At 60.6% G+C, this 20,753-nt stretch carries 20 protein-coding genes and 1 tRNA gene; 9 read left to right on the forward strand and 12 right to left on the reverse strand.

Annotated features, from left to right (window positions below; translation table 11 throughout):
* Window positions 1–47 precede the first annotated feature (47 nt).
* From KW842_RS00860 to KW842_RS00890, 7 genes are all read right to left on the reverse strand, one after another.
* The gene (locus tag KW842_RS00860) at window positions 48–1,124 is read right to left on the reverse strand and encodes a PP2C family serine/threonine-protein phosphatase (RefSeq protein WP_229223419.1); all 1,077 of its coding nucleotides are present in this window, start codon (window positions 1,122–1,124) and stop codon (window positions 48–50) included.
* Window positions 1,121–1,564, reverse strand: coding sequence for an SH3 domain-containing protein (locus KW842_RS00865; RefSeq protein WP_218302205.1), 444 nt, complete (start codon window positions 1,562–1,564; stop codon window positions 1,121–1,123). Before KW842_RS00865 ends, KW842_RS00860 begins: the two co-directional genes overlap by 4 nt.
* Window positions 1,565–1,568: 4 nt before the next feature.
* A complete protein-coding gene (locus KW842_RS00870) occupies window positions 1,569–3,134 on the reverse strand; it encodes a hypothetical protein (protein ID WP_218302206.1) in 1,566 nt (521 codons plus the stop codon).
* Window positions 3,135–3,137: 3 nt separating this feature from the next.
* Window positions 3,138–5,585, reverse strand: coding sequence for an FtsW/RodA/SpoVE family cell cycle protein (locus KW842_RS00875; protein ID WP_218302207.1), 2,448 nt, complete (start codon window positions 5,583–5,585; stop codon window positions 3,138–3,140).
* Window positions 5,585–6,622, reverse strand: coding sequence for a serine/threonine-protein kinase (locus tag KW842_RS00880; RefSeq protein WP_218302208.1), 1,038 nt, complete (start codon window positions 6,620–6,622; stop codon window positions 5,585–5,587). The genes KW842_RS00875 and KW842_RS00880 overlap by 1 nt, the downstream gene beginning before the upstream one ends.
* Before the next feature lie 101 nt (window positions 6,623–6,723).
* Complete coding sequence (locus tag KW842_RS00885; protein WP_229223420.1) at window positions 6,724–7,137, reverse strand: glycine zipper domain-containing protein; 414 nt, start codon at window positions 7,135–7,137, stop codon at window positions 6,724–6,726.
* Window positions 7,138–7,302: 165 nt separating this feature from the next.
* Window positions 7,303–7,833 carry a GNAT family N-acetyltransferase gene (locus KW842_RS00890; protein ID WP_218302210.1) on the reverse strand — a complete coding sequence of 177 codons (531 nt, stop codon included), beginning with the start codon at window positions 7,831–7,833 and terminating at the stop codon, window positions 7,303–7,305.
* Between the two features lie 137 nt (window positions 7,834–7,970).
* Here KW842_RS00890 and KW842_RS00895 point away from each other — a divergent pair, with 137 nt between their 5' ends.
* From KW842_RS00895 to KW842_RS00910, 4 genes are read left to right on the forward strand one after another with little or no spacing between them, the layout of a single operon-like run.
* Window positions 7,971–9,398 carry a M20/M25/M40 family metallo-hydrolase gene (locus KW842_RS00895; RefSeq protein ID WP_218302211.1) on the forward strand — a complete coding sequence of 476 codons (1,428 nt, stop codon included), beginning with the start codon at window positions 7,971–7,973 and terminating at the stop codon, window positions 9,396–9,398.
* Between the two features lie 46 nt (window positions 9,399–9,444).
* Complete coding sequence (locus KW842_RS00900) at window positions 9,445–9,852, forward strand: hypothetical protein (protein ID WP_218302212.1); 408 nt, start codon at window positions 9,445–9,447, stop codon at window positions 9,850–9,852.
* Window positions 9,853–9,910: 58 nt separating this feature from the next.
* Complete coding sequence (locus tag KW842_RS00905; protein WP_218302213.1) at window positions 9,911–11,293, forward strand: TolC family protein; 1,383 nt, start codon at window positions 9,911–9,913, stop codon at window positions 11,291–11,293.
* Window positions 11,290–12,660: a multicopper oxidase family protein gene (locus tag KW842_RS00910; protein ID WP_218302214.1), complete on the forward strand. Its 1,371-nt coding sequence runs from the start codon at window positions 11,290–11,292 to the stop codon at window positions 12,658–12,660. Before KW842_RS00905 ends, KW842_RS00910 begins: the two co-directional genes overlap by 4 nt.
* On the opposite strand, the gene KW842_RS00915 is transcribed toward KW842_RS00910, so the two are convergent.
* Window positions 12,657–13,340 carry a hypothetical protein gene (locus KW842_RS00915; RefSeq protein WP_218302215.1) on the reverse strand — a complete coding sequence of 228 codons (684 nt, stop codon included), beginning with the start codon at window positions 13,338–13,340 and terminating at the stop codon, window positions 12,657–12,659. The two genes, KW842_RS00910 and KW842_RS00915, sit on opposite strands and share 4 nt — an antisense overlap.
* Before the next feature lie 43 nt (window positions 13,341–13,383).
* Here KW842_RS00915 and KW842_RS00920 point away from each other — a divergent pair, with 43 nt between their 5' ends.
* Window positions 13,384–14,649 (forward strand): voltage-gated chloride channel family protein, encoded by a 1,266-nt coding sequence (locus KW842_RS00920; protein ID WP_218302216.1) that lies wholly within the window; start codon window positions 13,384–13,386, stop codon window positions 14,647–14,649.
* Window positions 14,650–14,767: 118 nt separating this feature from the next.
* On the opposite strand, the gene KW842_RS00925 is transcribed toward KW842_RS00920, so the two are convergent.
* Window positions 14,768–16,408 (reverse strand): mechanosensitive ion channel family protein, encoded by a 1,641-nt coding sequence (locus KW842_RS00925; protein ID WP_218302217.1) that lies wholly within the window; start codon window positions 16,406–16,408, stop codon window positions 14,768–14,770.
* A 101-nt stretch (window positions 16,409–16,509) separates the two neighbouring features.
* Here KW842_RS00925 and KW842_RS00930 point away from each other — a divergent pair.
* Window positions 16,510–16,594: transfer RNA gene (locus tag KW842_RS00930), tRNA-Leu, on the forward strand.
* A 107-nt stretch (window positions 16,595–16,701) separates the two neighbouring features.
* Here the strand turns inward: KW842_RS00930 and KW842_RS00935 are convergent.
* Window positions 16,702–17,316 carry a tyrosine-type recombinase/integrase gene (locus tag KW842_RS00935; protein WP_218302218.1) on the reverse strand — a complete coding sequence of 205 codons (615 nt, stop codon included), beginning with the start codon at window positions 17,314–17,316 and terminating at the stop codon, window positions 16,702–16,704.
* Between the two features lie 135 nt (window positions 17,317–17,451).
* On the opposite strand from KW842_RS00935, the gene KW842_RS00940 reads away from it, so the two are divergent.
* From KW842_RS00940 to KW842_RS00950, 3 genes are all read left to right on the forward strand, one after another.
* A complete protein-coding gene (locus tag KW842_RS00940) occupies window positions 17,452–17,919 on the forward strand; it encodes a hypothetical protein (RefSeq protein WP_229223421.1) in 468 nt (155 codons plus the stop codon).
* Window positions 17,920–18,168: 249 nt separating this feature from the next.
* The gene (locus tag KW842_RS00945; RefSeq protein ID WP_218302219.1) at window positions 18,169–18,834 is read left to right on the forward strand and encodes a tlde1 domain-containing protein; all 666 of its coding nucleotides are present in this window, start codon (window positions 18,169–18,171) and stop codon (window positions 18,832–18,834) included.
* Between the two features lie 40 nt (window positions 18,835–18,874).
* Window positions 18,875–19,375: a hypothetical protein gene (locus tag KW842_RS00950; RefSeq protein ID WP_218302220.1), complete on the forward strand. Its 501-nt coding sequence runs from the start codon at window positions 18,875–18,877 to the stop codon at window positions 19,373–19,375.
* 356 nt (window positions 19,376–19,731) lie between these two features.
* Here the strand turns inward: KW842_RS00950 and KW842_RS00955 are convergent, their stop codons facing one another.
* A complete protein-coding gene (locus KW842_RS00955) occupies window positions 19,732–20,019 on the reverse strand; it encodes a hypothetical protein (protein ID WP_218302221.1) in 288 nt (95 codons plus the stop codon).
* A 359-nt stretch (window positions 20,020–20,378) separates the two neighbouring features.
* The gene (locus tag KW842_RS00960) at window positions 20,379–20,744 is read right to left on the reverse strand and encodes an Arc family DNA-binding protein (RefSeq protein WP_218302222.1); all 366 of its coding nucleotides are present in this window, start codon (window positions 20,742–20,744) and stop codon (window positions 20,379–20,381) included.
* Window positions 20,745–20,753: the final 9 nt, after the last annotated feature.

A 20,753-nucleotide genomic window follows, 5' to 3' on the forward strand; every position in this document is an offset into this window, starting at 1 on the left:
TGTTTGGCAAACTTTGCAAGCGATTTTTGGCGCGCTCTGTGCGGGTATCAAAAATGCGACGGAATTGCTGCTGTTGGTAGTGCTGTTTCGTCAACATTGCAGTTGTTTTTAGCGGGCGCAAAGCGGATGGTGATGGCACTCAGGTTATCGATGTGGAGTTGCGGTGGCGGGTTGTCCACATAATCGCGGAACAGCGCGTCCAGCGCGGGGCCGGCTGGCTGGTCCAGCAGTTGTGGCCATCGCTCTATCCATGGCTGCGGGCGGGCGCAGGACCAGAAACCGTCAGTGGCTAGCAGATAGGTGGTATTCGCGCGCACGTCCAGCACGCGCCGGTCGGCCAGCTGGCGCAGGAAGGACGGGAGGTTGCCGTCGTCCAGCGGCAGCAGGCCGTCGTCCAGCACTTGCGGATTGGCGAAGGCGTTGCCAAGGATGTAGGCCTGTGAGATTTGCGCGCGGTGCTCGCCGTGCACCTGCTGGCGCCATTCCTGTTCACCGAGCAGCCCATGCATGGCGAAGGCGGTGGCGGGGACGTGATCGACGGTCAGCGGCGTGGCGGCTTGCGGGGTGACTTCGTATAACCGCGAGTCGCCCGCATGGAACAGCATCGGCGCGCGGCCTGGGGGGATTTCCAGCAGTGTCAGCGTAGTGCCAGGGCGGCGGAAGGTGTCGCGGTCGTCCGGCTGGCGGAATTGGGTTTGCAGCTGGTGGTGCAGCTGATCCAGGCGGGCGCTGAGTTCTTCCAGTGTGGTGCAGGCGGGAACGTGCAGCAGGCCGGAGGCCACTGATTCCGCAGCCTGGCGTCCGTGGCCATGGCCGCCCATGCCATCCAGGACGGCCAGCCGCACATGGCCTTGCGGCCAGCCCGGAATGCGGACCGTTTGCGGCTGCTGGTCGTGCAGCAGGACAGCCTGGCCATCGGCGTCAATGATGAGCAGATTGTCCTGGTTTTCCGGCACTTGCAGCTTGCTGATGCTGGCGGCGCTGTGGGCCGCGATGTCGAGGGCGGGGCCGAAGTTGAGCTGGTCGGTGATGCGTGTCATCGGTGCGGGCGCCGGGGCGCGAGATGCGAAAGGCCACAGCTTAGCCGAAAAAACGCTGGCGGCGGTGGGCGGTGTGTGGGTCATTCGCCACTCCGGCGCAGCCACAGGCTGCTGACCCAGCCGGTGTTTTCACTGCCATGCAGCGTGGCGCTGATTTGCCACCAGTCGCCATCCTGAACACCGGTGGGCGTGACTTCTACGCCGGCAGGAACGACGGCCATGCGGGGCGCATGCACGCCGGGCGCGGAGCGCAGGTTCAGGTCGCGGTGGACGCGGAATGGCTTGCCGGCTGCTGGCGGCATGGCGGCCGAGCGTGGTGCAGGCGTGGGCGGCGTTTCGGCGGCGATGGCGCTGGCCGGCGCTTGCAGCGCGTACAAAATCAGACTGCCGAAGCTCCACGCGCCAGCCACCGCAATGCATAGAGCGCGCGCGTTCAGGCGCCGCCACCAGGCACGCGGCGTCAGGTAGGCGGCCAGGAACAAGGTGATGAGCAGGCCGGCAGCGAAGGCGAGAACAGCGTTCATCGGCTCAGGCCTCGAAGCGCAGTACATAGTGGCCTGCGACCAGGTGGTGGCCGTGTGGCAGCAGGTAGGGCGCATCGCCTATGCCGGCGACGAATTGCAGCTTGTCGTCAAGGTGATACAGCGCCTGGCTAGGGCTCTGACGCGTGATGGTGTAGCCCTTGCCAACTGCCTCGAAGCTGAAGGCGCTGCGCGACAGGCCTATGCGGTCTGCGCTTGCTGTGCTGTCGCCGTCGGCGCGCTTGACGAAGCGTGCCGAGTCCAGCAGGCGTAAGGCGGCCAGCATCGGCGAATTGCGGCCGAAGGTAAACCGCACGCCGCTTGCCACGCCGGCGCTGACGGGGGTGGGCAGGCAAATCATGGCGCGGTAGCGATCCGCCATTTCAGGGGCGGCAGCCAGCAGGCGCAGTGCGCGGGCGTCCACCGGGGAGAACGCGGCGGGCGCGTCGATGCGCTGACGTCCTTCGGCGGTGCGCGCGTATAGCTCGTCCGACGCGTCGACGCCGAGACTGATGGTTGGCTGCGCCTCGGCGGACAGCGATAGTGCGCGGTCGAACGGCAGCTCGATGGCTTGTGCGCCTGTGTCGCGATAGCGGCTCAAGCGGGGCAGGGCCAGCGCGACCAGCGATACGCGTTGTTGCGATACCGGCGCATAGGTGGCGTCGCTTTCACCTGCCCGGTTGGCGGGCTTGTGGCTGGCGGCGGACGGCACGGCGGTCAGGTCGACCGGTGCGGCGCCGGCGCGGCTTTGCCAGACGGCTGGCTTGGTGGAGACGGATGCGGGGGATGGCGCTACTGCGGCCATTTGAGCCGCTGGAGCCACTGCGGCCGTTGCAGCTGCTTGCGGAGCTGAGGCGCGGGCGACCTTGACCAGCAGCCGCTGGCCGCCCTGCGGCTCGCGCTGAGATCGGATGATGTAGTAGCCGCCGCGCGGATCGTAACGGCAGTCGAAGGCGTCTTTGGGGCGCATCTGTAGCACCGCTGGTGCGTCCGGGCCATCGTTGAGGATCAGTAGCGCAGCATCCGGGCCGAATGGCCAGCCTTGTGCCACGGCGCTGGCTTCACCGCCTTCGCCACCTACCAGCACCAGGCGCTGATTCGGATAGATGGGACAGGCGGGATGCCAGATCGCGCTGTCACGCGACACGCTGACGTTGTACAGGATTTTCTCGTCTGCGGCCGGCAAATACACGGCGTGGCCGAACTTGACCTCGATTTCTCCCGGTGCCAGCGATTCCGTCCCCACCACGTCATAGCGCACCTGGTCGCTGCCGAGCAGGTCGCCGAAGTCTTTTTGATGCAAAGCCGCCAGCGTTTGCGCCAAATCGCGTGCACGGGCGCCACGGGTCAGGTGGTAGTCGTCATCGACATCTTCCTGGGGCAGCATCAGCGTCACATGCGAGAAGCAGCGGGTGGCCGCGCGGCCCCTGTGTTCGCGCGGGCTGCGTTCCAGCAGGTCGCGCAGCAGCGGACGGCGCGAGAACAGCGAGAGTCCGGGCGCCTGCCAGATCGCTTCAGCATTGAAGACATCCGGGATGCGTCCGAGGACGGCGTGTTGAACATAGGTCGGCATGATTCAGACTCCTTCAGTAGATATCGCAACGAAGGTAAGCAGAGGGCAGAGGAAAAACAGCAGGTGGCTGCCTCCGGCCGACAGGAAACTCATCGGCTGGCCCATGATCGGAAAGATCGCCAGGTTAGTCCCCCACGACAGCAGGAAGTGCGCAAGCACGAACGCCGCGCCGCCGCATAAGGCGAAATAGCGGTAACGGCCCAGCCACGCGTTACGGAAATTGCGTGCCGTCGCGCCGCTGCGGTAGGCTTGCATGGCCGCGAGAACGATGCCGCCCAGGAAAGCGGCCTGCAGGCACCACAGCAGCAGGCCGCTCAGCAGGCCGTGGCGGTTGAGGAAGAACGATGCGGCAAAGTCGTCCTGTACGGCGGGGATGTTGACCACGTTGCCGGCCGACTGGCCGAGCGCGCGCAGGCCTAGCCAGTGATCTGCGCCGAACCAGCCGCCTTCGCCGACGGCGCGCGCGCCCAGCAGCAGTTGCTGGCCGGTGTGTGGATGTTCGGCGGGATTGAGCCAGACCAGGAAGCGGTCGGCGTAAAAGCCCCAGCGGATCAGGTCATCGGTGCCGGCCAGGCGCAGGTAGAGGATAGCGGCGACGGCGAGCAGGCCGCAAGCTGCCAGCAGCGCGGCCAGCACGCGGTTGCCAGCGGCGAGCGCATATGCCAGGCCCATGCCAGTACTCCAGACCAGCAGCAGGATCAGCGGCGAAAAGTCGTCCACCTGCACCAGCGCGAGGCCGAGCAAGGCGAGGAACAGCAGCGCCGGCGCGATCAGTTGAAGCCACCTTGCGCCATGCTCGGCCAGCCGCTGCGGGCCGTTGTGCCAGTGGAAGCGCAGCGCCAGGCAGTGCGCGGTGAGGGCGGTCAGTGCCAGCTTGGCCAGTTCGACCGGTTGCAGGTCGAAGACGCCGGTTTCGTCGCCCCACAGGACTTGTGCCGCCAGCGCGATCAGGGCTACAGCCGCGAACAAGGCGAGCATCCATTCGATGCTGCGTTGCTGGAGGTATGCGCCGCGTTGTGTTTGATACTGCGCCCATAGCCGTAACAGCCCGCCCAGGCCGGCACCGATGGCCAGCATCGCGGCGCTTTTCTGGTAGAAGCGCAGCCAGGAAGAATCTGGCGCGGCCAGGCCCAGTTCCAGCTGCGCCAGCAGGCCGGTCGCCAGCAGCGTCACGCCAGTCGCCGTCGCCAGTGTCAGGCGGCCCGGCAAGGATAGCCACAGCAGCAGGGCGGCCGCGCCCAGCAACAGCGAGCAAGCCGCGCCTGGCGGATAGCCCGCGCGTTGCGAGATCAGCGCGACCAGACCAATCGCCAGCATACCCACCGCCGCCAGCATACCCGCACCCTGTGACAGCCTGGTACGCCAGTGCGGGGCGCTGCCCGCGTTCTTCGCGCTGGAAAATAGACCGATTGCCATGCAGGCCATGCAGAATGTGATACCGATCCAGATCGTGGCCGCCTGAGCTCCAGCCCACAACGAGCGCTGTTGCCATTGCCAGCTGACCTGCTGCGGCAGCGTAAGCTCTGGTTCGCTGAACAGTTTGACGTGGCGGCTAGGCTGCAATGTGAGCGTATCGCCGCTGGTCGCGACCTCGAAGCGGGTGCGGCCGGCGGTGAGTGCTGTCACGCCCGCCAGCGGCGCTTCCTGTTTGTACAAATCCCGGCCCCCGGCGAGAATCGCCGCGCGGTCGCCGTCCGGATTGCCTGCTGATAGCTGCAACTCGCTGTTTACCCTGCTCATTTGCGCGGCGCCCCGTGTTACCTGCGTCAGCCCAAGCCGGTTATCGCAATGCAGATTGCCGCCAAAACTAAGCGGACGGGCGATGGTCAACGGCAGTGGCATCGTGCGATTCCATATCGACAGCGCCTTGGTCGATAGCCGTGCGTCAGGGCAATTGGCCTGCTGGCGGCCATCGCGATACAGTACGGCGCCGTCGTAATGCCATACGTGGCCATCCCGTGTGAAGGTGATTTCGCGTATGCCTGCCGCGCGCACGTCAAACACTGCGCCATCGATCTGGAACTGGCGCAGCTCGTGCGCGGACGCATGGCCCAGATGCTGGTCGGCAGAGTCGCGCTTCAGCACCAGCCGCCTGGATGCGCTGAGATTGCGCAGCATCCAGTTGCCGGCTGCGTCGCGGCGCAGCGCGAGGTGATGGCGCTCGGTCTGTGGCGCCGCCAGTTCGCGTTGTCCCAGCACGATGCTGTCGCCAGCCGCCAGATTGATGGTCATCGCCGACGGCAGCCACGCCGCAGGCGCACGCAGCAAAGCGAGCGCCTGCAAGCCGCACAGGCCGGCCAAAACGGCCAGTGTCAGCGTCACCCTGATATGCCGGCGGGCGGCGTGCAGGCTGGCAGCGACGCAGACCGTCAGCAGACCTGCCAGCCGCTCCGCGATGGAAGGACGCAGTATCAGGCGATGCGGCGCATTGCGCGATGTCGCCGCGCGCATCACGCCACCCGCATGGCTGGCCAGCCATTCACGGCCGAAGGGCGATGCATGCCCAGCACGGGATCCGCCGCGTCGAATCTGCCGCGTTGCGGTTTCACGCCTTGTATCGCATTCAGCATACGGCTGATCTGAATGGCGTGGCGTGGACGCGCGGCCGGATCGGTTTGAAGCAGGGCGCGCAACAGCTCCAGCGCAGCGTCCCGTTTCGCAGACGGGATGAATGAGGCGTAGCGGTCGGCCTCGTCCGTGGACAGCGCGGAGGGGATCACCCCCCCGTTCCTGGAGCGCAGCAGCGCCGCGCCAGCTACATGATACTCGCGGTATGCCTGTCCGCAGTCGGCGCAAAAGCGCAACGGCATGCCGCCGGTGACCAGGAAGTACAGCATGGCGCCCAGCGAAAAATAGTCGCTGCGGGCGCTGGTGGCGTAACCGCCACTATCGGCGGGAAAGAACTGCTCCGGCGCCTGCCAGTTGGCGGTGCCAGCATAGGAATGCGCTTGCAGCATGCCCAACTCGCGGTTGGTGCCAAAATCTGCGAGCTTGACGGTGTGCAGGTGCGGGCCGAGCAGCACATTGGCTGGTTTCAGGTCCAGATAGCGCCAACCATATTGGTGAACCTTGGCTAGTGCCTGATTGATCTGCGCGATCCAGCCCAGCGCTCGGGCCAGCGGCACGCTTTCATTGCGGCTTTTCAGCGCGACCATGTGCTTGCCCAGGTCGGAACCCATCAATTCCAGCGCCAGCACCGGCAGGCCATCGTGCCAGCCGCTGTCCAGCAGACGCACGATATGCCGTTCATCCCATGGCTCCAGCGATTGCAGGAAGGCGATCTCGTTCTGCGCGCTGGCGGTCCAGCGGTCGCGCTGGGCAGGCAGGGCGCGCGCCATTTGCTCCTGGTTGATTAACTTGATGGCCACATCCTGGGTTGCCTGCGGCCCGCTGGCGCGCCAGATGATGCCGTAGGCCGAACCGCCGATCTGCTCACGCAGCCGGTAGTGCCCCAGTTCCAAAGCGATGATTGCGTCTGCTGTCGTCATGACTCCCTCCGTCGCATAACGCTAGCGGAGGGACATGAAAAAAGCCCCGAAGATTCGGGGCTTGGTAGCTAATTGCGAACGTTGCTTGTTAACGTTGCTGATTAACGATCCCAGCGATCGCGGTGACGGTACTCATGGCGATGATATTCGCGGTAGTAAGGACGGGCCGGTTCGACGTAGATCACGCGTGGAGGCGGCTCATAGTAGCGCGGAGGCGGCGCGTAGTACACCGGCGCTGGTCGCTCGTAACGCTCATAATAAACTGGCGCCGGCTGCGAGTAGACGCGGGTCTCGACGTAATCACGGCGGCCGCCGCGATAATAGCGGTCATCCGAAGTGCGGATGCTGTTGCCCACCGCTGCGCCAACCAGGCCGCCGACGACGGCACCATTACGGCTGCCGGTGCTATTGCCGATGGCTGCACCGACCACAGCGCCGGCCACCGTGTTGAAATCACGGTCGCTGGCGAAAACCGACGACGATACCGCTGCAGTGGCCAGTAACGCTACACCCATTAATTTTTTGCTCAACATGGTAATCCCCTTGCTGTGGCTTCAAACCGGGAATGATTCGTTAGCCAATGACTCCACTATAAATCCCCGGCCCGGAATTACCATGTCTTATACAGATGCTTACAAAGCGGCCTGGCTGGTAATGGCTTGTAACAATTTGAGATACATTCAAAGACGCCGCGCTTCCCACTCCGGGCGTAGCAGGCTGAATACCGCCACGTCCCGATAACGGCCCTGAATAAAGAAGGCCTGGCGCGCCACGCCTTCGGCCTGGAAGCCGCATTTTTGCGCGATTCGCACCGATCCCACGTTCTCAGGGGCGCTTAGCAGCTCCAGCCGATGGTATTGGTAGACGTTGAATAAATAGTCAACCATTAGCTGGCACGCTTCTGTTACATATCCCCGTCCGGCCAGTTCGGTGTCGAACAGGCGGTAGCCGATCTCGCGCGATACCGGCGTGCGGCTTTTAAAGTGGGTGATGACGCCAATAATGTGATGCAGCGCGTCCTCGATGACAAACAGTTCGCTGTCCTCGCTGACAAAACCATGCTGCATGAACTCCTTGCGCATCGTTTCGGGCGACTTGAAATGGGTCGAAAAATAGTCGCCGCGCGAGGGCAGGTCGTTGGCCAACGCGATAAAGGTATTCAGATCGGCTGTCAGCAGATGGCGGACGGTGCACAGTTGACCTTTGAGCATAGGCGCTTTCAATGGAAAGGTGAGCTTGTATCGTAGTGTAACTGCGATGGCAAATCAACATGGATGACAATTACGTCATGTTGAGTTATCGTTTAAGACTCTCATCTGATTCACTTTTTACTCATTACAGGAACCGCATGAAATCAGTCATCAAGAAATCCCTGTCGCTGACCGTCCTGGCCAGTAGTTTGCTGAGCGCTGGCGTGATGGCCGCTCCCAACGATGCCGCCACGCTGGACCAAATTCGCGACAACGCGATGAAGAGTGACTGGGCTTACGAGCGCCTGGCTGATTTGACTGACCTGGTAGGCCCGCGCCTGTCCGGCTCTCCGGGCGCGGCGGCCGCTGTGGAGCAGGTGGCGGAAGCGATGCGCAAGCTGGGCGCCAAGGTGACGCTGCAGCCGGTCAAAGTGCCGCACTGGGTGCGCGGTGAAGAGAAAGCGGAGCTGGTCGAGTATACCGGCCGTCCCGCCGGCATCACGCAAAAAGTCGTGCTGACCGCGCTGGGCGGCTCCGGCGCCACCCCGGCCGCCGGCTTGACCGCGCCGGTCATCGTGGTGCGCAATTTCGATGAACTGAAAGCCAAGGCGGCGCAAGTCAAAGGCGCCATCGTACTGTTTGACGTCGTCTTCGACCAGGGAATGGCGGATCGCGGCCATGCTGGCCCGGCCTACGGCCAGGGTTCGCGCTATCGTACGCAGGGGCCGCGCATGGCGGCTGAACTGGGTGCGGTCGGCGCGCTGGTGCGTTCGGTCGGCGGCGCCAATTACCGCATCCCGCACACCGGCGTTACCGCGCTGACCGACGCCACCCGCATTCCCGCCGCCGCCGTGACGGCCGAAGACGCGATGCTGATCGATCGCCTGTCGGCGCGCGGCCCGCTGAAAATGCACCTGACGCTGACGCCGCAAAACCTGCCGGACGCCGACAGCTTCAACGTCATCGCCGACCTGCCTGGCACCGATAAGGCTGACGAGGTGGTGATCGTCTCCGGCCATCTGGATTCGTGGGACCTGGCCACCGGCGCGCACGATGACGGCACCGGCGTGGCCGGCGCGATGGCGGTGATCGACACGCTGAACAAGCTGAAACTCAAGCCGCGCCGCACCATCCGCGTCATCGCCTGGATGAATGAGGAGAACGGCACCCAAGGCGGCAAGACCTACTTCGAGCAAAACAAGACCAAGCTGGAAAAGCACTTTGCGGCGATTGAGTCGGACAGCGGCGCTGGCCGTACCTTTGGCTTCTACGGCAGCGTGACGGCGCCGATGGTCAAGTATTTCGCACCATTGAAGAACGCGCTGCAGCCGATCGGCGCGGGCATTTTCGAACGGCGTGACTTTGCCGGCGCCGCCGATACCGCCCCGCTGGAACGCGCAGGTGTGCCCGTGTTCATGCCGCTGGTCGACGCCAGCTCCTACTTCAGCTACCACCACACGCCAGCCGACACGCTGGACAAGGTCGATCCGCTGGACCTGAAGCGTCACGTCGCGGTGCTGACCTCGCTGACCTGGTATCTCGCCAATATGGAAGAGAATATTGGCCGCGTACCGAAGCAGGATTAAGCCTGGCCTCAGAATGGGCAGTTACAGCTTGTGATAACATTGCGGCATGACTGTCCTGTTCCGATCCCTTGTCGTTTGGCTGGTGCTGCTGGCGCTCCCGTATCAGGGGTATGCCTCGGCACAGATGATGTTGTGCCTCGCTCCGGCGTCGGCAGCGGCATCCGCTGGCCATGCGGCGATGGCGATGCCATCTGGCCCGCATGACCATGCGGCCATGATGGCGGAGCAGGCGAAGGCAGCATCCACCGCCTCGCACGCCGATGGCGCATCCTCGCACAGCAGCATGAAGTGCAGCGGCTCCGCATGCTGCGCTGCCGCCGCGCCGGTGCTGACGTGGGAAGTGACCGAACCGGCGCTGCCGGTGGCCGCCCGCATCATTGCCTTCTATTCCGATTTCCTCCCTGCGGTCGACCTGGCCCATCCTGAACGTCCCCCTCAAGGCCGCTACGCCTGATCACACGACAGCTCCGTCCGCGAGCTGGGTTTTTCATTGATTTTTGAGGGTAGAGGATATGACTTCTTTGTATAAGTTCGCCAGCGGCGCAGGATTGTTGCTGCTTTTGAGCGGCTGCGCTTCGCTGTCCGGCGATGGCGGCTTCAGCGCTGCCGCCGGCCTCAGCGAACCACGCACCGGCGCGCGCGCCAGCGTTGAGGGACGGCTGCCGCGCAATGAAGATGACACGCGCGCGCTGGCCGCCGTCATCGATAAGAAATTGGAGCAGCCGCTGGCTGCAGATGACGCCGTGCAGGTCGCGTTGCTGAATAATCGCGGGTTGCAGGCCAGCTATTGGTCACTCGGTGTGGCCGAGGCGGACCTGGTGCAGGCCGGCCGCCTGCAAAATCCCGTGTTTGATTTCAAACGCAGCCACGGTGGCGGCGAAGTTGGCTATGAACGCACGCTGACTTTCAATCTGATTGGACTGATTACCGCGCCGATGGCCAGCCGCATCGAAGGCCGCCGCTTTGAGCAGACCAAGCTGCTGGTGGCGAACGATGCGCTGAGGGTCGCCGCCGACACGCGTCGCGCCTGGGTGGGCGCGGTAGCTGCGACGCAGATCGCCAGCTATGCCGCGCAAGTTGAGGCGTCGGCGCAGGCCAGTGCGGAGCTGGCGGAACGCATGCGCAAGGCTGGCAACTGGAGTGCGCTGGATCAGGCGCGCGAGCAGGCTTATCACGCGCAGACCGTGGCGGACCTGACGCATGCGCGCAAAGCCGCTGTCGCCGCGCGCGAAAAGCTGACGCGTTTGCTGGGCCTGGGTGGCGCGCAGGCCATCCAATACCGTTTGCCCGAGCGCTTGCCTGAGCTGCCGGATGCGCCCCGCGAGCTGGCGGATGTTGAGCAAACCGCCATCAATGAACGGCTGGATATTCAGGCCGCCAAACTCGATACCGAACAAACCGCATCCACACTGGGACTGACGCGCACTACGCGCTTTATCAATGTGCTGGACCTGGGCGCGGTGCGCAATACGGAAGGCGGCACGGCGACGCGCGGTTATGAAATCTCGCTGGAGGTGCCGCTGTTCGACTGGGGATCGGCGCGTGTGGCGCGTGCGGAATCGGTGTATATGCAGTCGCTCAACCGGCTGGCGCAGGCCGCTGTCGATGCCCGCAGCGAGGCGCGTGAAAGCTATGCGGACTATCACGCTTCGTATGAACTTGCGCGTCATTATCGTGACCATGTGGTCCCGCTGCGCAAGCAGATTTCGGATCAAACGCTGCTGCGCTATAACGGCATGCTGATGAGTGTCTTTGAACTGCTGGCCGATGCGCGCGAGCAGGCCACGGCCGTCAGTGGCTATATTGGCGCGCTGAAGGACTACTGGACCGCGCAAGCCAACCTGGAGGCCGCGCTGGGCGGCCGTCTGCCAACCAACAAGGGAGTACAACCATGACCAACCGCAGATCTTTTTTGAGCGGCGCAGCCCTGATCGGCGCCGGCATGGTCACCAAGGCTGGCGCGGCGTCGCTGCCGGAAGCGCATGTGCATGCGACGGCGGACACTGTGCCGCCGGTAGCGCCGCCCAATGGCCGTCCATATAACCCGGTCGTCACGCTGAACGGCTGGACGCTGCCGTGGCGGATGAAGGATGGCGTCAAGGAGTTCCACCTGGTGGCCGAGCCGGTGGTGCGCGAGATTGCGCCCGGCATGACCGCCAATCTGTGGGGCTATAACGGACAGAGTCCTGGCCCGACCATCGAAGTGGTGGAGGGCGACCGGGTGCGCATCTTCGTCACCAACAAGCTGCCCGAGCACACCAGCGTGCACTGGCACGGCCAGCGCCTGCCGAGCGGCATGGATGGCGTGACCGGTTTGACGCAGCCAGGCATCCCGCCGGGTAAGACGTTTGTGTATGAATTTGTCGCCAAAAACGCCGGTACGTTTATGTATCACCCGCATGCGGATGAAATGGCGCAGATGGCGATGGGGATGATGGGCTTCTGGGTGACCCATCCGCGTGATCCGAAGCTGCACGCGGTGGACCGTGATTTTGTGTTCCTGCTGAGTGCTTACGATATCGATCCGGGCAGCTACACGCCAAAGATCAACACCATGACCGACTTTAATCTGTGGACTTTCAACAGCCGCGCCTTCCCCGGTATTGATCCGATGGTGGTGCGCAAGAACGACAAGGTACGTATCCGTGTTGGCAATCTGACGATGACCAATCATCCGGTGCATGTGCACGGCCATACGTTTGAAGTGACCGGAACGGACGGCGGCTGGGTGCGGCCGTCGGCGCGCTGGCCGGAGGTGACGACGGATATCGCGGTGGGGCAGATGCGGGCGATCGAGTTTATCGCCGATGAACCGGGCGACTGGGCGTTCCACTGCCACAAGTCGCATCACACCATGAACGCGATGGGACATGCGGTGCCGACCATGATCGGCGTGGATCATAGCGGTGTGGCGCAGAAGATTAATAATCTGGTGCCGGGCTATATGGTCATGGGCGACAAGGGCGGTTCGATGGGCGATATGCAGATGCCGCTGCCGGAGAATACGCTGCCGATGATGAGTGGCACCGGACCGTTTGGCGCGCTGGATATGGGAGGTATGTTCACCGTGCTGAAGGTGAGGGAAGGACTGGCGCGCAACGACTACAAAGATCCGGGCTGGTACAAGCATCCTCAAGGTACGGTGGCGCGGGAATGGACCGGCGAACTTCCTGCCGCTCCCCGCGCTCCGGGCGCGCCGCCAGCCAAGCCGTCAACCCCGGTGGACGTGAAGCGGGATGGTGATATGCACCACCATCACTAACCCAGATAAGCCTTGGCAAGAAGTGCCGCCACGCCGAGCACGACTGTGGCATGAATGCCAAGGCTCCATCGCATGAAAATGTGGAGTTCTTTGCGCAAGTCGGCAACCGAAGACTCCACCCGATCAAGCCGCGCGCCGAATTGCTCAAAGCGGCCATCCATCTGCTCAAAGCGCTTATCCACCTGATCAAAACGTTTATCTACTTGCTCAAAGCGTTTATCCACCTGATCAAAACGTTTATCGACGTATTCAAAGTGGCGCTCCTGTGCGCCGTGCAACATTTCAAAGCGAACTTCGAAGTCGCGTCGCATATCGGCGAAGCGTCTCTCGTTCTCCTCACGGCTGATGCTCGTGGTGAAGTCGATATGTGCACGTAGTTCAACCGAGCGGCGCTGGATATCTTCCTTGACCTCGCCAAAGCGACGGTTCATCTCGTCTTGCAGATTGGTCAGCCTGTACAAGGTGGATTCGTTGTCGGCCTTATTTTGGCGTAGCTCGCTGAGCTCGTTTTCGATACGATTGAATCGGTCGTTCATGTCGTTCTCCATTGCAGCGATCGCCGTGGCGTGGCTGTTGGATGTGGCTTCCAGTTTTTGTATGCGCTCTTCCATGATGAAATCGTCCTCCTGATCAGTGATGGTGGCAATGGCGGGCAGATAAGGTGTTAGACCTATCCGCACGGGATTTGATCCATCTCAGCAGATTTGCTAGTATGGGCGGCTCATGAAGAAGCCACTCCGCTATCCCGAACAGTTGCTGTTACTGCCTTACATCGGTAAGTGGACCTTGCTCGCAGGTCTGATTGCCTTACTCGGCGGCACGGCGTCGGCGTTCTTTCTGTTTGCGCTGGACTACGCGACCAACTGGCGCGAAGCGCATCCATGGATAATCTGGCTGCTGCCGCTGGCCGGCTTTATCGTTGGCTGGATGTACCTGAAAGTGGGCAGCAGCGTGGAGGCAGGCAATAACCTGCTGATCGACGAAATTCACGATCCGAAGAAAGTCGTGCCTTTGCGCATGGCGCCGCTGGTGCTGATCGGCACCGTGGTGTCGCACTGGTTCGGCGCCTCGGTCGGGCGCGAGGGGACGGCGGTGCAGATGGGCGGCACGCTGGCCGACCAGCTCACGCCGATCTTCCGGCTGCGCCACAGCGAACGCCGCATTATTCTGATGGCCGGCATCAGTGCCGGTTTCGCCTCGGTATTCGGCACGCCGCTGGCCGGCGCGATCTTCGGCCTGGAAGTGCTGGCGATTGGACGGCTGCGCTATGACGCCATCTTCCCCTGCATGGTCGCGGCCATCGCAGCCGACCAAGTGGGCATGGCCTGGGGCGTGCATCATACCCATTACGCGATGAGCGCCATCGTGCCGATCACCTTCTGGAGCGTGGCCGCCGTGCTGGTTGCGGGCCTTGTGTTTGGACTGGTGGGCATGCTCTTTGCCAAATCCACGCATGCGGCATCGGCATTCATGAAGCGGCACATTGCGTATGCGCCGTTGCGGGCGATGCTCGGCGGCGCGGTGGTGGCGCTGGCAGTGTGGTGGCTGGGCACGCGCTACATCGGCCTGGGAATTCCGGTGATTGTGGCGGCCTTCCAGCAGCCTGTGGCGCCGTGGGACTTCCTGGGCAAATTTGCCTTTACCGTCGCATCACTGGGCAGCGGCTTCAAAGGCGGCGAAGTCACGCCGCTGTTCTACATCGGCGCGACGCTGGGCAATGCGCTGGCGCCGCTGCTGCATTTGCCGTTTGCGCTGCTGGCAGGCCTGGGATTTGTGGCGGTATTCGCGGGCGCGGCCAACACGCCGCTGGCGTCAACCATCATGGCCATCGAGCTGTTTGGCCCGCAAATCGGACCCTATGCGGCGTTGGCCTGCGTGGTGGCGTATCTGTTTTCCGGCCATTGCGGCATCTACCGCGCGCAGCGGATTGGCTTGCTCAAGCACCGGCTGCCTCCGGTGGCACGCGACCGCGAGCCGCCTTCAAACTAAGCGAAAGCTGGATCGTTGAGACTCTCGTGGCGTCGTATCACGCGGCGTCAGCTGGAAATACCGATGTAGATTTCCCCATGGCCTGACTATAGCCACATTCCACGCCGGCTGCGGCACGTCACGCTTGCTCATCTGGTGTAACCGCAGGCGCGGCGTACCATTTCTCCTTCGGGATCACATGCGAAGTAGCCGGCTCCTGGATGTAGTGGGGCGAGGTAATCTGCACGCCGTATTCGTGGAACACGTCGATGATATTCTGGTGCAGCTTGTTCAGCACCTCGGCGCGCTGGCGTGGCGCTTCGGCGGTGGCATAGGCCACCAGCCGGTATTCGGTGTAAAAGTCCGACAGCGCTACCTGCACCACATGGGGCTTGGGCGTATCGGCGACATCGCCGGTGCGCTTTGCCGCCAGTTCCAGCATGGCGTGCACCTGGCGCCATGGCGTGTCGTAGCCGATGGTGACAGTGGCGTCGAGCACGAAGCCAGTGCCTGGATAGGCGCGCGAGAAATTCTTGCTGGTGTTGGACAGCACCCAGGCGTTAGGCATGGTGATTTCCTCACCCAGGCCAGTGCGCAAGCGCGTTTCAAACATCCCCAGTTCCATCACCGTCCCTTCGACTTCGCCAATGCGCACATACTCGCCTTTGCGCAGCGTGCGCGCATACATCAGTATCAAGCCGGCTGCACCCTGGCCGACGATGCTCGATGCTCCCAGCGACACCATCAGGCCGACCAGCACCGACAAGCCCTGAAACGCCGCCGTCTGCGCGCCCGGCAGGTAAGGGTAGGCCATGGCCAGCGCAAACAGCCAGATCACCACGTTGGCGATGCGCCGCGTCGGCACGGCGGTATCCTGATCCAGCCAGCCGACTTGCAGCTCACCGCTTTCGACGCGCTTGAACACGGAACCCAGCGTCAGCATCACCAGTCGGGCGATGGCAACGATCACCGCCACCAGCACCAGCCCGGGCAGCGCGTTGACGATGCTGGTGGCCACGCTGCTGATCACGTCGAGCAGATAATCCTGCAGGCGCTCGCCCCAGCTGCGTGTGTAGGGCACTTTGCCCAGCACGAATGCCAGCCACAGATAGGTGGCGATCAGCCGCAGCGCCCAGATCAGCAGGTTGATCAGGTGCCGCATGAAGCGCACGTAATTATCCGCATCCAGCACGCGCACGTTGTTGACCTTGACGCGACCCAGGTGGCGGCTCAGTGCCAGCGTCGACCTGCGTCCAACCCAGCGGTGCAGCAGGAACAGGGCGCGCAGCGCCACGCCGTAAGCCAGCGTGCCGGCCGCGCACAGTGCCGCCGCGATGGCCAGGTAGCGTGGACTGGCCTGTTCGCGGCGTTCGGCCAGGGCCTTGGTCAATTGCTCTGCGCTTTCAGTGGCGACGCTGTCCGTGGTGTCGCCGGCCAGCGGGTTGATGTCGGTTGGCGTGACCAGGAAGAGCAGCGTGCCATCCAACATGACCTGCGTGCCTTCGTGAATCGGATGGATGCCTGCGTGTTGTGGGCCGTTCCTGGCCAGCACGGCGTGCAGCCGCTTGCGCGCACCCTCGGCACGGTCATCTGGTGTAAAACCTGCCATCGCGGTGCGAAACACGAAGATGGTGCGATTGGCCACGACCAGCTTGGCCGTCGGCGGTGCGGCCGGTGTGGCCGCCGACGCTGGCAAAGGCAGGGTGGCAGGGGTGTCGGCGGCAGCAATACCGCTCCAGATCAGCATCAGGACGCACAGCAGGCGGCACAGAACAGACATAGGCATCCTCTTCGGGCAATTCTCAATTCCGCCATCTTAGCGGATTCAATAGTTGTCTGGCAGTTACCGCTGGTTCATGGCATAATATTGGGCTGGTGTGGGCTCCGATGGTGAAATTGGTAGACACTGCAGACTTAAAATCTGCCGCCGCAAGGCGTGCCGGTTCGATTCCGGCTCGGAGCACCACCCTCATATCAAGCGCTGACGCCGATAGTACCCACTAACTTTTGGCGCTGCCTCAGTTCCGCAATTCCGATTCAGTTCCGCAAAACAGATTCACACCGGGCTGATGCCTATTTCGTCGGCGTGACAATTTTACCCCTCCTGTGGCGCACATAATGCGCCGTCATCGCGGCCGTTGTGTGACCCAACTGGTCCTGGGCCGCACCGAGGCCATGCGCATCGTCCTTGTCAGTTGCTGCCTTTGCGCGGAGGTCGCGGAACTGGAAGTTCCGGATCTCCTCGGCTAGCTCTGGATGTGCCGCGCTCGCCGCCGCACGAGCGCGGTCGAATGCGCCGCGTAGCATAAACTCCGTCATCCGCTCACCCTTATCATTGCAGATCAACGCAACGCCGGCAACCTTGCGGCTGTTGATCCTATTCACCACAATTGCCAGTTGCCCCTCCACCGCGATGCGCAGCTTCTTCCCGGTTTTATTTTGCTCCACGGGCAGGTGGCCATCTTTTAAGTCGGCGCGCTTGAAGTCCAAAAGATCGCCTTTGCGTTGCGCTGACAGGTAGGCGATGTCCATAGCGTCCTGCAATCCTCGCTCCGCCACCTCCCACACCGCGTTATAGATGCGATCCTCGATGTACACGTCCCGCCCGGATTCTTGGAAGCCTTTAATGCCGGCGCATGGGTTGCCGAAGGTAATGGACTTCCTGCGGACCGTATCCAACGCCGACATCGCGCGCGCCTCTGCGGCTGCGGTGAGCGAGTTTGATCGCACCGGCACGTTGCGTGTATGAGTGCTATCTCGACAGTCTAGCGCAACGGCAAACCCTGTGTTAACGTACAGCCACACACCTTGGAGCACACCGCAATGGGCTTTGCCGACCGCTACCTTCACGCCGTCAACTCGACCAACCTGCAAGACGACGAGCACCACCACGCCACCGATGCGCTGTGCGCGGCGGCGCTGGCCGACACCACCGGTGCGGGCATCGGTGCGCTGCTGTCGCGCGTCAAGTACGCCGACGGCACGCAGCACAAGCTGTTCGAATCGGGCAGCGCCAACCTAGCACAGTTGCTGCGCATCTGGACGGCTCGCGTCATTCAGAAGGGCCGCGAGCGCAAGTGGGTGAAGATCGGTAAAGCGTGGGACGGCCAAGCCGCCGAGGCGCTGTACCGTCGTGTGGCCGAGCGGTCGCTGGCGCACTGGCTGGACGGGAAGTGTCCAGCATGTTCGGGTAGCGGCAACACTCCGGATCGCCGTATTTGCGTTCCGTGTAAAGGCAGTGGAAAGACCGATGTGGGCGGCCAGGGGCTTCGAACACAATCGTGTCCTTGACATGGTGAGTGAACTCGAGGGACTTCTTCAGGCGCACAATGCTCGGGCAAGCAAAATGCTCTTGTCCATTGGTTGACGTCAGTACGTCCATCCAAGGAGCATGCTGAGCGATAGGGGGAGGCGACTTAATAAGTCTGCACTAGTGAATTTAAGAAAACGTTGTGATAAATAGATAGAATTGCAGCAATCATTCGCTGCTACCATGATTTCCGCAGTAAGCGTTAAAACCAACTATCATCAGGGGAAATCATGATTGCTATTGAAACTGTGTCGTACGGCGTATTGCCAGTTGACGTAAATCAAGGCGGTGTCGTTCATCTGAACGGGACGGGAGACCCAGAATGGCCTGAAACTAAAGAGTGGGACTATGAGTTTGACTTTGGTACGGATAACACACTCTGGAGCGATTCCAGCGATTATTTCGGTGACTACGGAAATTACGACAATGCGAATGATGTGTTTGATGGTTATGATGGGGTCGATAGCGGTCATGTAACTGACGCAACGGCCACCCATACTGATACCACGCCATCTACTCCCGATAAATACTGGGTTTATAGCCAAAGCTCAGGCAATTTCATGAAGGTGGAGAATGGTATAACAACGATGGTTAGCACCGGTTATTCCGGCGACAAAACATTTCACAATATTCCCGAGGCTCAGTCATATAAAAACCAAGGACCTATACCTCAGGGGGAGTATACACTAACCCAAGTCGATAATCATAAAGGTCCTAATACAATTTCCCTATCGCCGTCTGATGGAAATACTATGTTCGACCGAGACAACTTTTTGATTCATGGCGATAATAGAGCCGGGAACTATACGGCATCTGAAGGTTGCATTATTCTAGATCCAACTGCGCGTAAAGCCATCATCGCTGCCGGAATTGATACGCTGTACGTAACTCGTTAATCGAAGCGATAGTGCGCTTATTAACTTTGCGAGGAATTATATGTTTAAGAAATTGATATTTTCTATTTTCTTTTTGGTGATTTCTAATCTTGCATTTGGCAAGGAAATCTTAATAAAGTTAGCCGGTGGCATTGAAGTTTCTGTCAGCGAAGAAAATTTCATCGCCGCAGCTCATACCGTAAAGGGATGTAGCCAAGCTTATAGCAATTGCGAAGTTGATGGCGCACTTGCATTTGGCGGGGTGGCAGTTCCTAAGACAACCCTCAAGCGAATCACCGTAACGATTGGTAATGCGCGTTATGAGCTCGATACGAGTGGGATGTATAATCCACTGATTGATTCAAAGTTTGCTGAAAGCTTTGGTGGATTTTGCTATGACAAGAATAATTGCTCTTTTCGAGGGGCGTTTGGCGATGCGGGCGGAGTATATGCGGCGGAATGGGTAATAAAGAACGGTAAGGCTTATAGGACGTCGCTTTCGGACAGTGCCGACTTTTTTCAGTTTGTTAAGTCGCATCTGTCGCCGCCACAGTACAACTGATTCACCTCGATTCGTGCCAGCGAACTGTTAATAGTCCAAGCCCGTTCAGTTACGCCCAGTCTTACACACTCACTGGATGTAGTGATATAGGTCTTGGGGGCGCTAGAGCACAAAACCGAACCGCCTTCGTGGCGGTTCTTCTATTTCGAGTTTGTAATTGCTGCGCTGCTCGAACCCTCGGGTGACGCTGTGCGCGCACTTTATCTTTTCCCGTCGGCGGCGTGGAAGAAAGTACGAGGATCAGCTGGAGGCCGTTATTGCCGGCTGCCGTTGATCGCGATATGAGGCAAGGCCTGAAATCGTGAATTGCGGTCTTTCTCCAAACATAATTTCTGGAAAATCGGATTCATCAACATTTATAAATTAATTGTGCTATTAGATGACTTGTATTTTTCATCAAGCTGGAAAATATTGTCAACAAAAGAAATTACATCCCTTGCACTGCAGTATAGACCTTTGAGGGTATTTTCTGGGATGACGAATTTTCTATCAAGATGTTTTAAAAAAACGCCATTGTTATTTTTACTTTCTCCTCCGAAGTAGGCGGAGAGTTCGTCGCGGGTATCAATTGTCGCGATACACTTAGTATTGTAATTCTGAGGTTTTCCTCCGGATATTTCTAAAAAAAGCACGATCAATTCCATTACTTTTCGATCAAGGTATTCCACTATCTCAGGGTTTATGCTGTAGTTTCACGATTTAGCATGTTTAAATGCTTTGGAATGCAAAGAGCGTTTGTATGTTGCATGTACATTTAGACTAAGAGCTTTGAAGTATTTTTCAAACTCTTCTATATGTTTGTAGTAATTTGAAAAATTATTCTGATCACGATTTAAACCAAATCTGGCTAGTCGTTAATTCAATTTGTTTTGCAGTCCTTTCGATCTGCCGCTTGGTCTGCTCTGAACGGTGATTGGCTCCAAGGATGCGCGCACCCGAATGGTCACACCCATGGCGTATGCTAGTGGTGGCGCCGCAGGACCAGGGGCATCGCTAATACGTCTTACTCTTTCGCCTTCGCTGTGTGCACGACCTTCGAACTCTGCTCGGCGACAAATTCCGCTAAGGCGTCACCTGGTTCTGGCTCCAATACCCATTTGCCTCCGACGATTTCCGCTGGGCGTTCGTCCAGCTTCCCACCAAGATTGACGCCAAAACTATAGCGCATAGCTGGGTTGCGTAAGGACAAACGCTCAAGCGTCTCGAAAAGGATGCGCAAGTCGATGTCGTTGGAGCTGTCCGCCAAGCTCCTTTCAAGGCGTGCCACTAGCTCGGCGTTCGCGCTACGCTTGGATTTGCCTGCTTCGGCCTTCAGTCTTTCGAAGAGCACGATGGGCATACGGAATTGGCTTCGGTAAATATCGGACATATCACTATC

The organism is Duganella sp. sic0402 (assembly GCF_019219065.1).
GTDB lineage: Bacteria > Pseudomonadota > Gammaproteobacteria > Burkholderiales > Burkholderiaceae_D > Rugamonas.

Excerpts from the sequence above, each read along its gene's own strand:
- KW842_RS00910 (WP_218302214.1), top strand. The coding sequence starts at position 11,290 with ATGACCAACCGCAGATCTTTTTTGAGCGGCGCAGCCCTGATCGGCGCC.
- KW842_RS00940 (WP_229223421.1), top strand. The coding sequence starts at position 17,452 with ATGGGCTTTGCCGACCGCTACCTTCACGCCGTCAACTCGACCAACCTG.
- KW842_RS00870 (WP_218302206.1), bottom strand. The coding sequence starts at position 3,134 with ATGCCGACCTATGTTCAACACGCCGTCCTCGGACGCATCCCGGATGTC.
- KW842_RS00865 (WP_218302205.1), bottom strand. The coding sequence starts at position 1,564 with ATGAACGCTGTTCTCGCCTTCGCTGCCGGCCTGCTCATCACCTTGTTC.
- KW842_RS00895 (WP_218302211.1), top strand. The coding sequence starts at position 7,971 with ATGAAATCAGTCATCAAGAAATCCCTGTCGCTGACCGTCCTGGCCAGT.
- KW842_RS00875 (WP_218302207.1), bottom strand. The coding sequence starts at position 5,585 with ATGCGCGCGGCGACATCGCGCAATGCGCCGCATCGCCTGATACTGCGT.
- KW842_RS00935 (WP_218302218.1), bottom strand. The coding sequence starts at position 17,316 with ATGTCGGCGTTGGATACGGTCCGCAGGAAGTCCATTACCTTCGGCAAC.
- KW842_RS00880 (WP_218302208.1), bottom strand. The coding sequence starts at position 6,622 with ATGACGACAGCAGACGCAATCATCGCTTTGGAACTGGGGCACTACCGG.
- KW842_RS00950 (WP_218302220.1), top strand. The coding sequence starts at position 18,875 with ATGTTTAAGAAATTGATATTTTCTATTTTCTTTTTGGTGATTTCTAAT.
- KW842_RS00920 (WP_218302216.1), top strand. The coding sequence starts at position 13,384 with ATGAAGAAGCCACTCCGCTATCCCGAACAGTTGCTGTTACTGCCTTAC.
- KW842_RS00945 (WP_218302219.1), top strand. The coding sequence starts at position 18,169 with ATGATTGCTATTGAAACTGTGTCGTACGGCGTATTGCCAGTTGACGTA.
- KW842_RS00900 (WP_218302212.1), top strand. The coding sequence starts at position 9,445 with ATGACTGTCCTGTTCCGATCCCTTGTCGTTTGGCTGGTGCTGCTGGCG.
- KW842_RS00905 (WP_218302213.1), top strand. The coding sequence starts at position 9,911 with ATGACTTCTTTGTATAAGTTCGCCAGCGGCGCAGGATTGTTGCTGCTT.
- KW842_RS00885 (WP_229223420.1), bottom strand. The coding sequence starts at position 7,137 with ATGGGTGTAGCGTTACTGGCCACTGCAGCGGTATCGTCGTCGGTTTTC.
- KW842_RS00925 (WP_218302217.1), bottom strand. The coding sequence starts at position 16,408 with ATGTCTGTTCTGTGCCGCCTGCTGTGCGTCCTGATGCTGATCTGGAGC.
- KW842_RS00860 (WP_229223419.1), bottom strand. The coding sequence starts at position 1,124 with ATGACCCACACACCGCCCACCGCCGCCAGCGTTTTTTCGGCTAAGCTG.
- KW842_RS00955 (WP_218302221.1), bottom strand. The coding sequence starts at position 20,019 with ATGGAATTGATCGTGCTTTTTTTAGAAATATCCGGAGGAAAACCTCAG.
- KW842_RS00890 (WP_218302210.1), bottom strand. The coding sequence starts at position 7,833 with ATGCTCAAAGGTCAACTGTGCACCGTCCGCCATCTGCTGACAGCCGAT.
- KW842_RS00960 (WP_218302222.1), bottom strand. The coding sequence starts at position 20,744 with ATGTCCGATATTTACCGAAGCCAATTCCGTATGCCCATCGTGCTCTTC.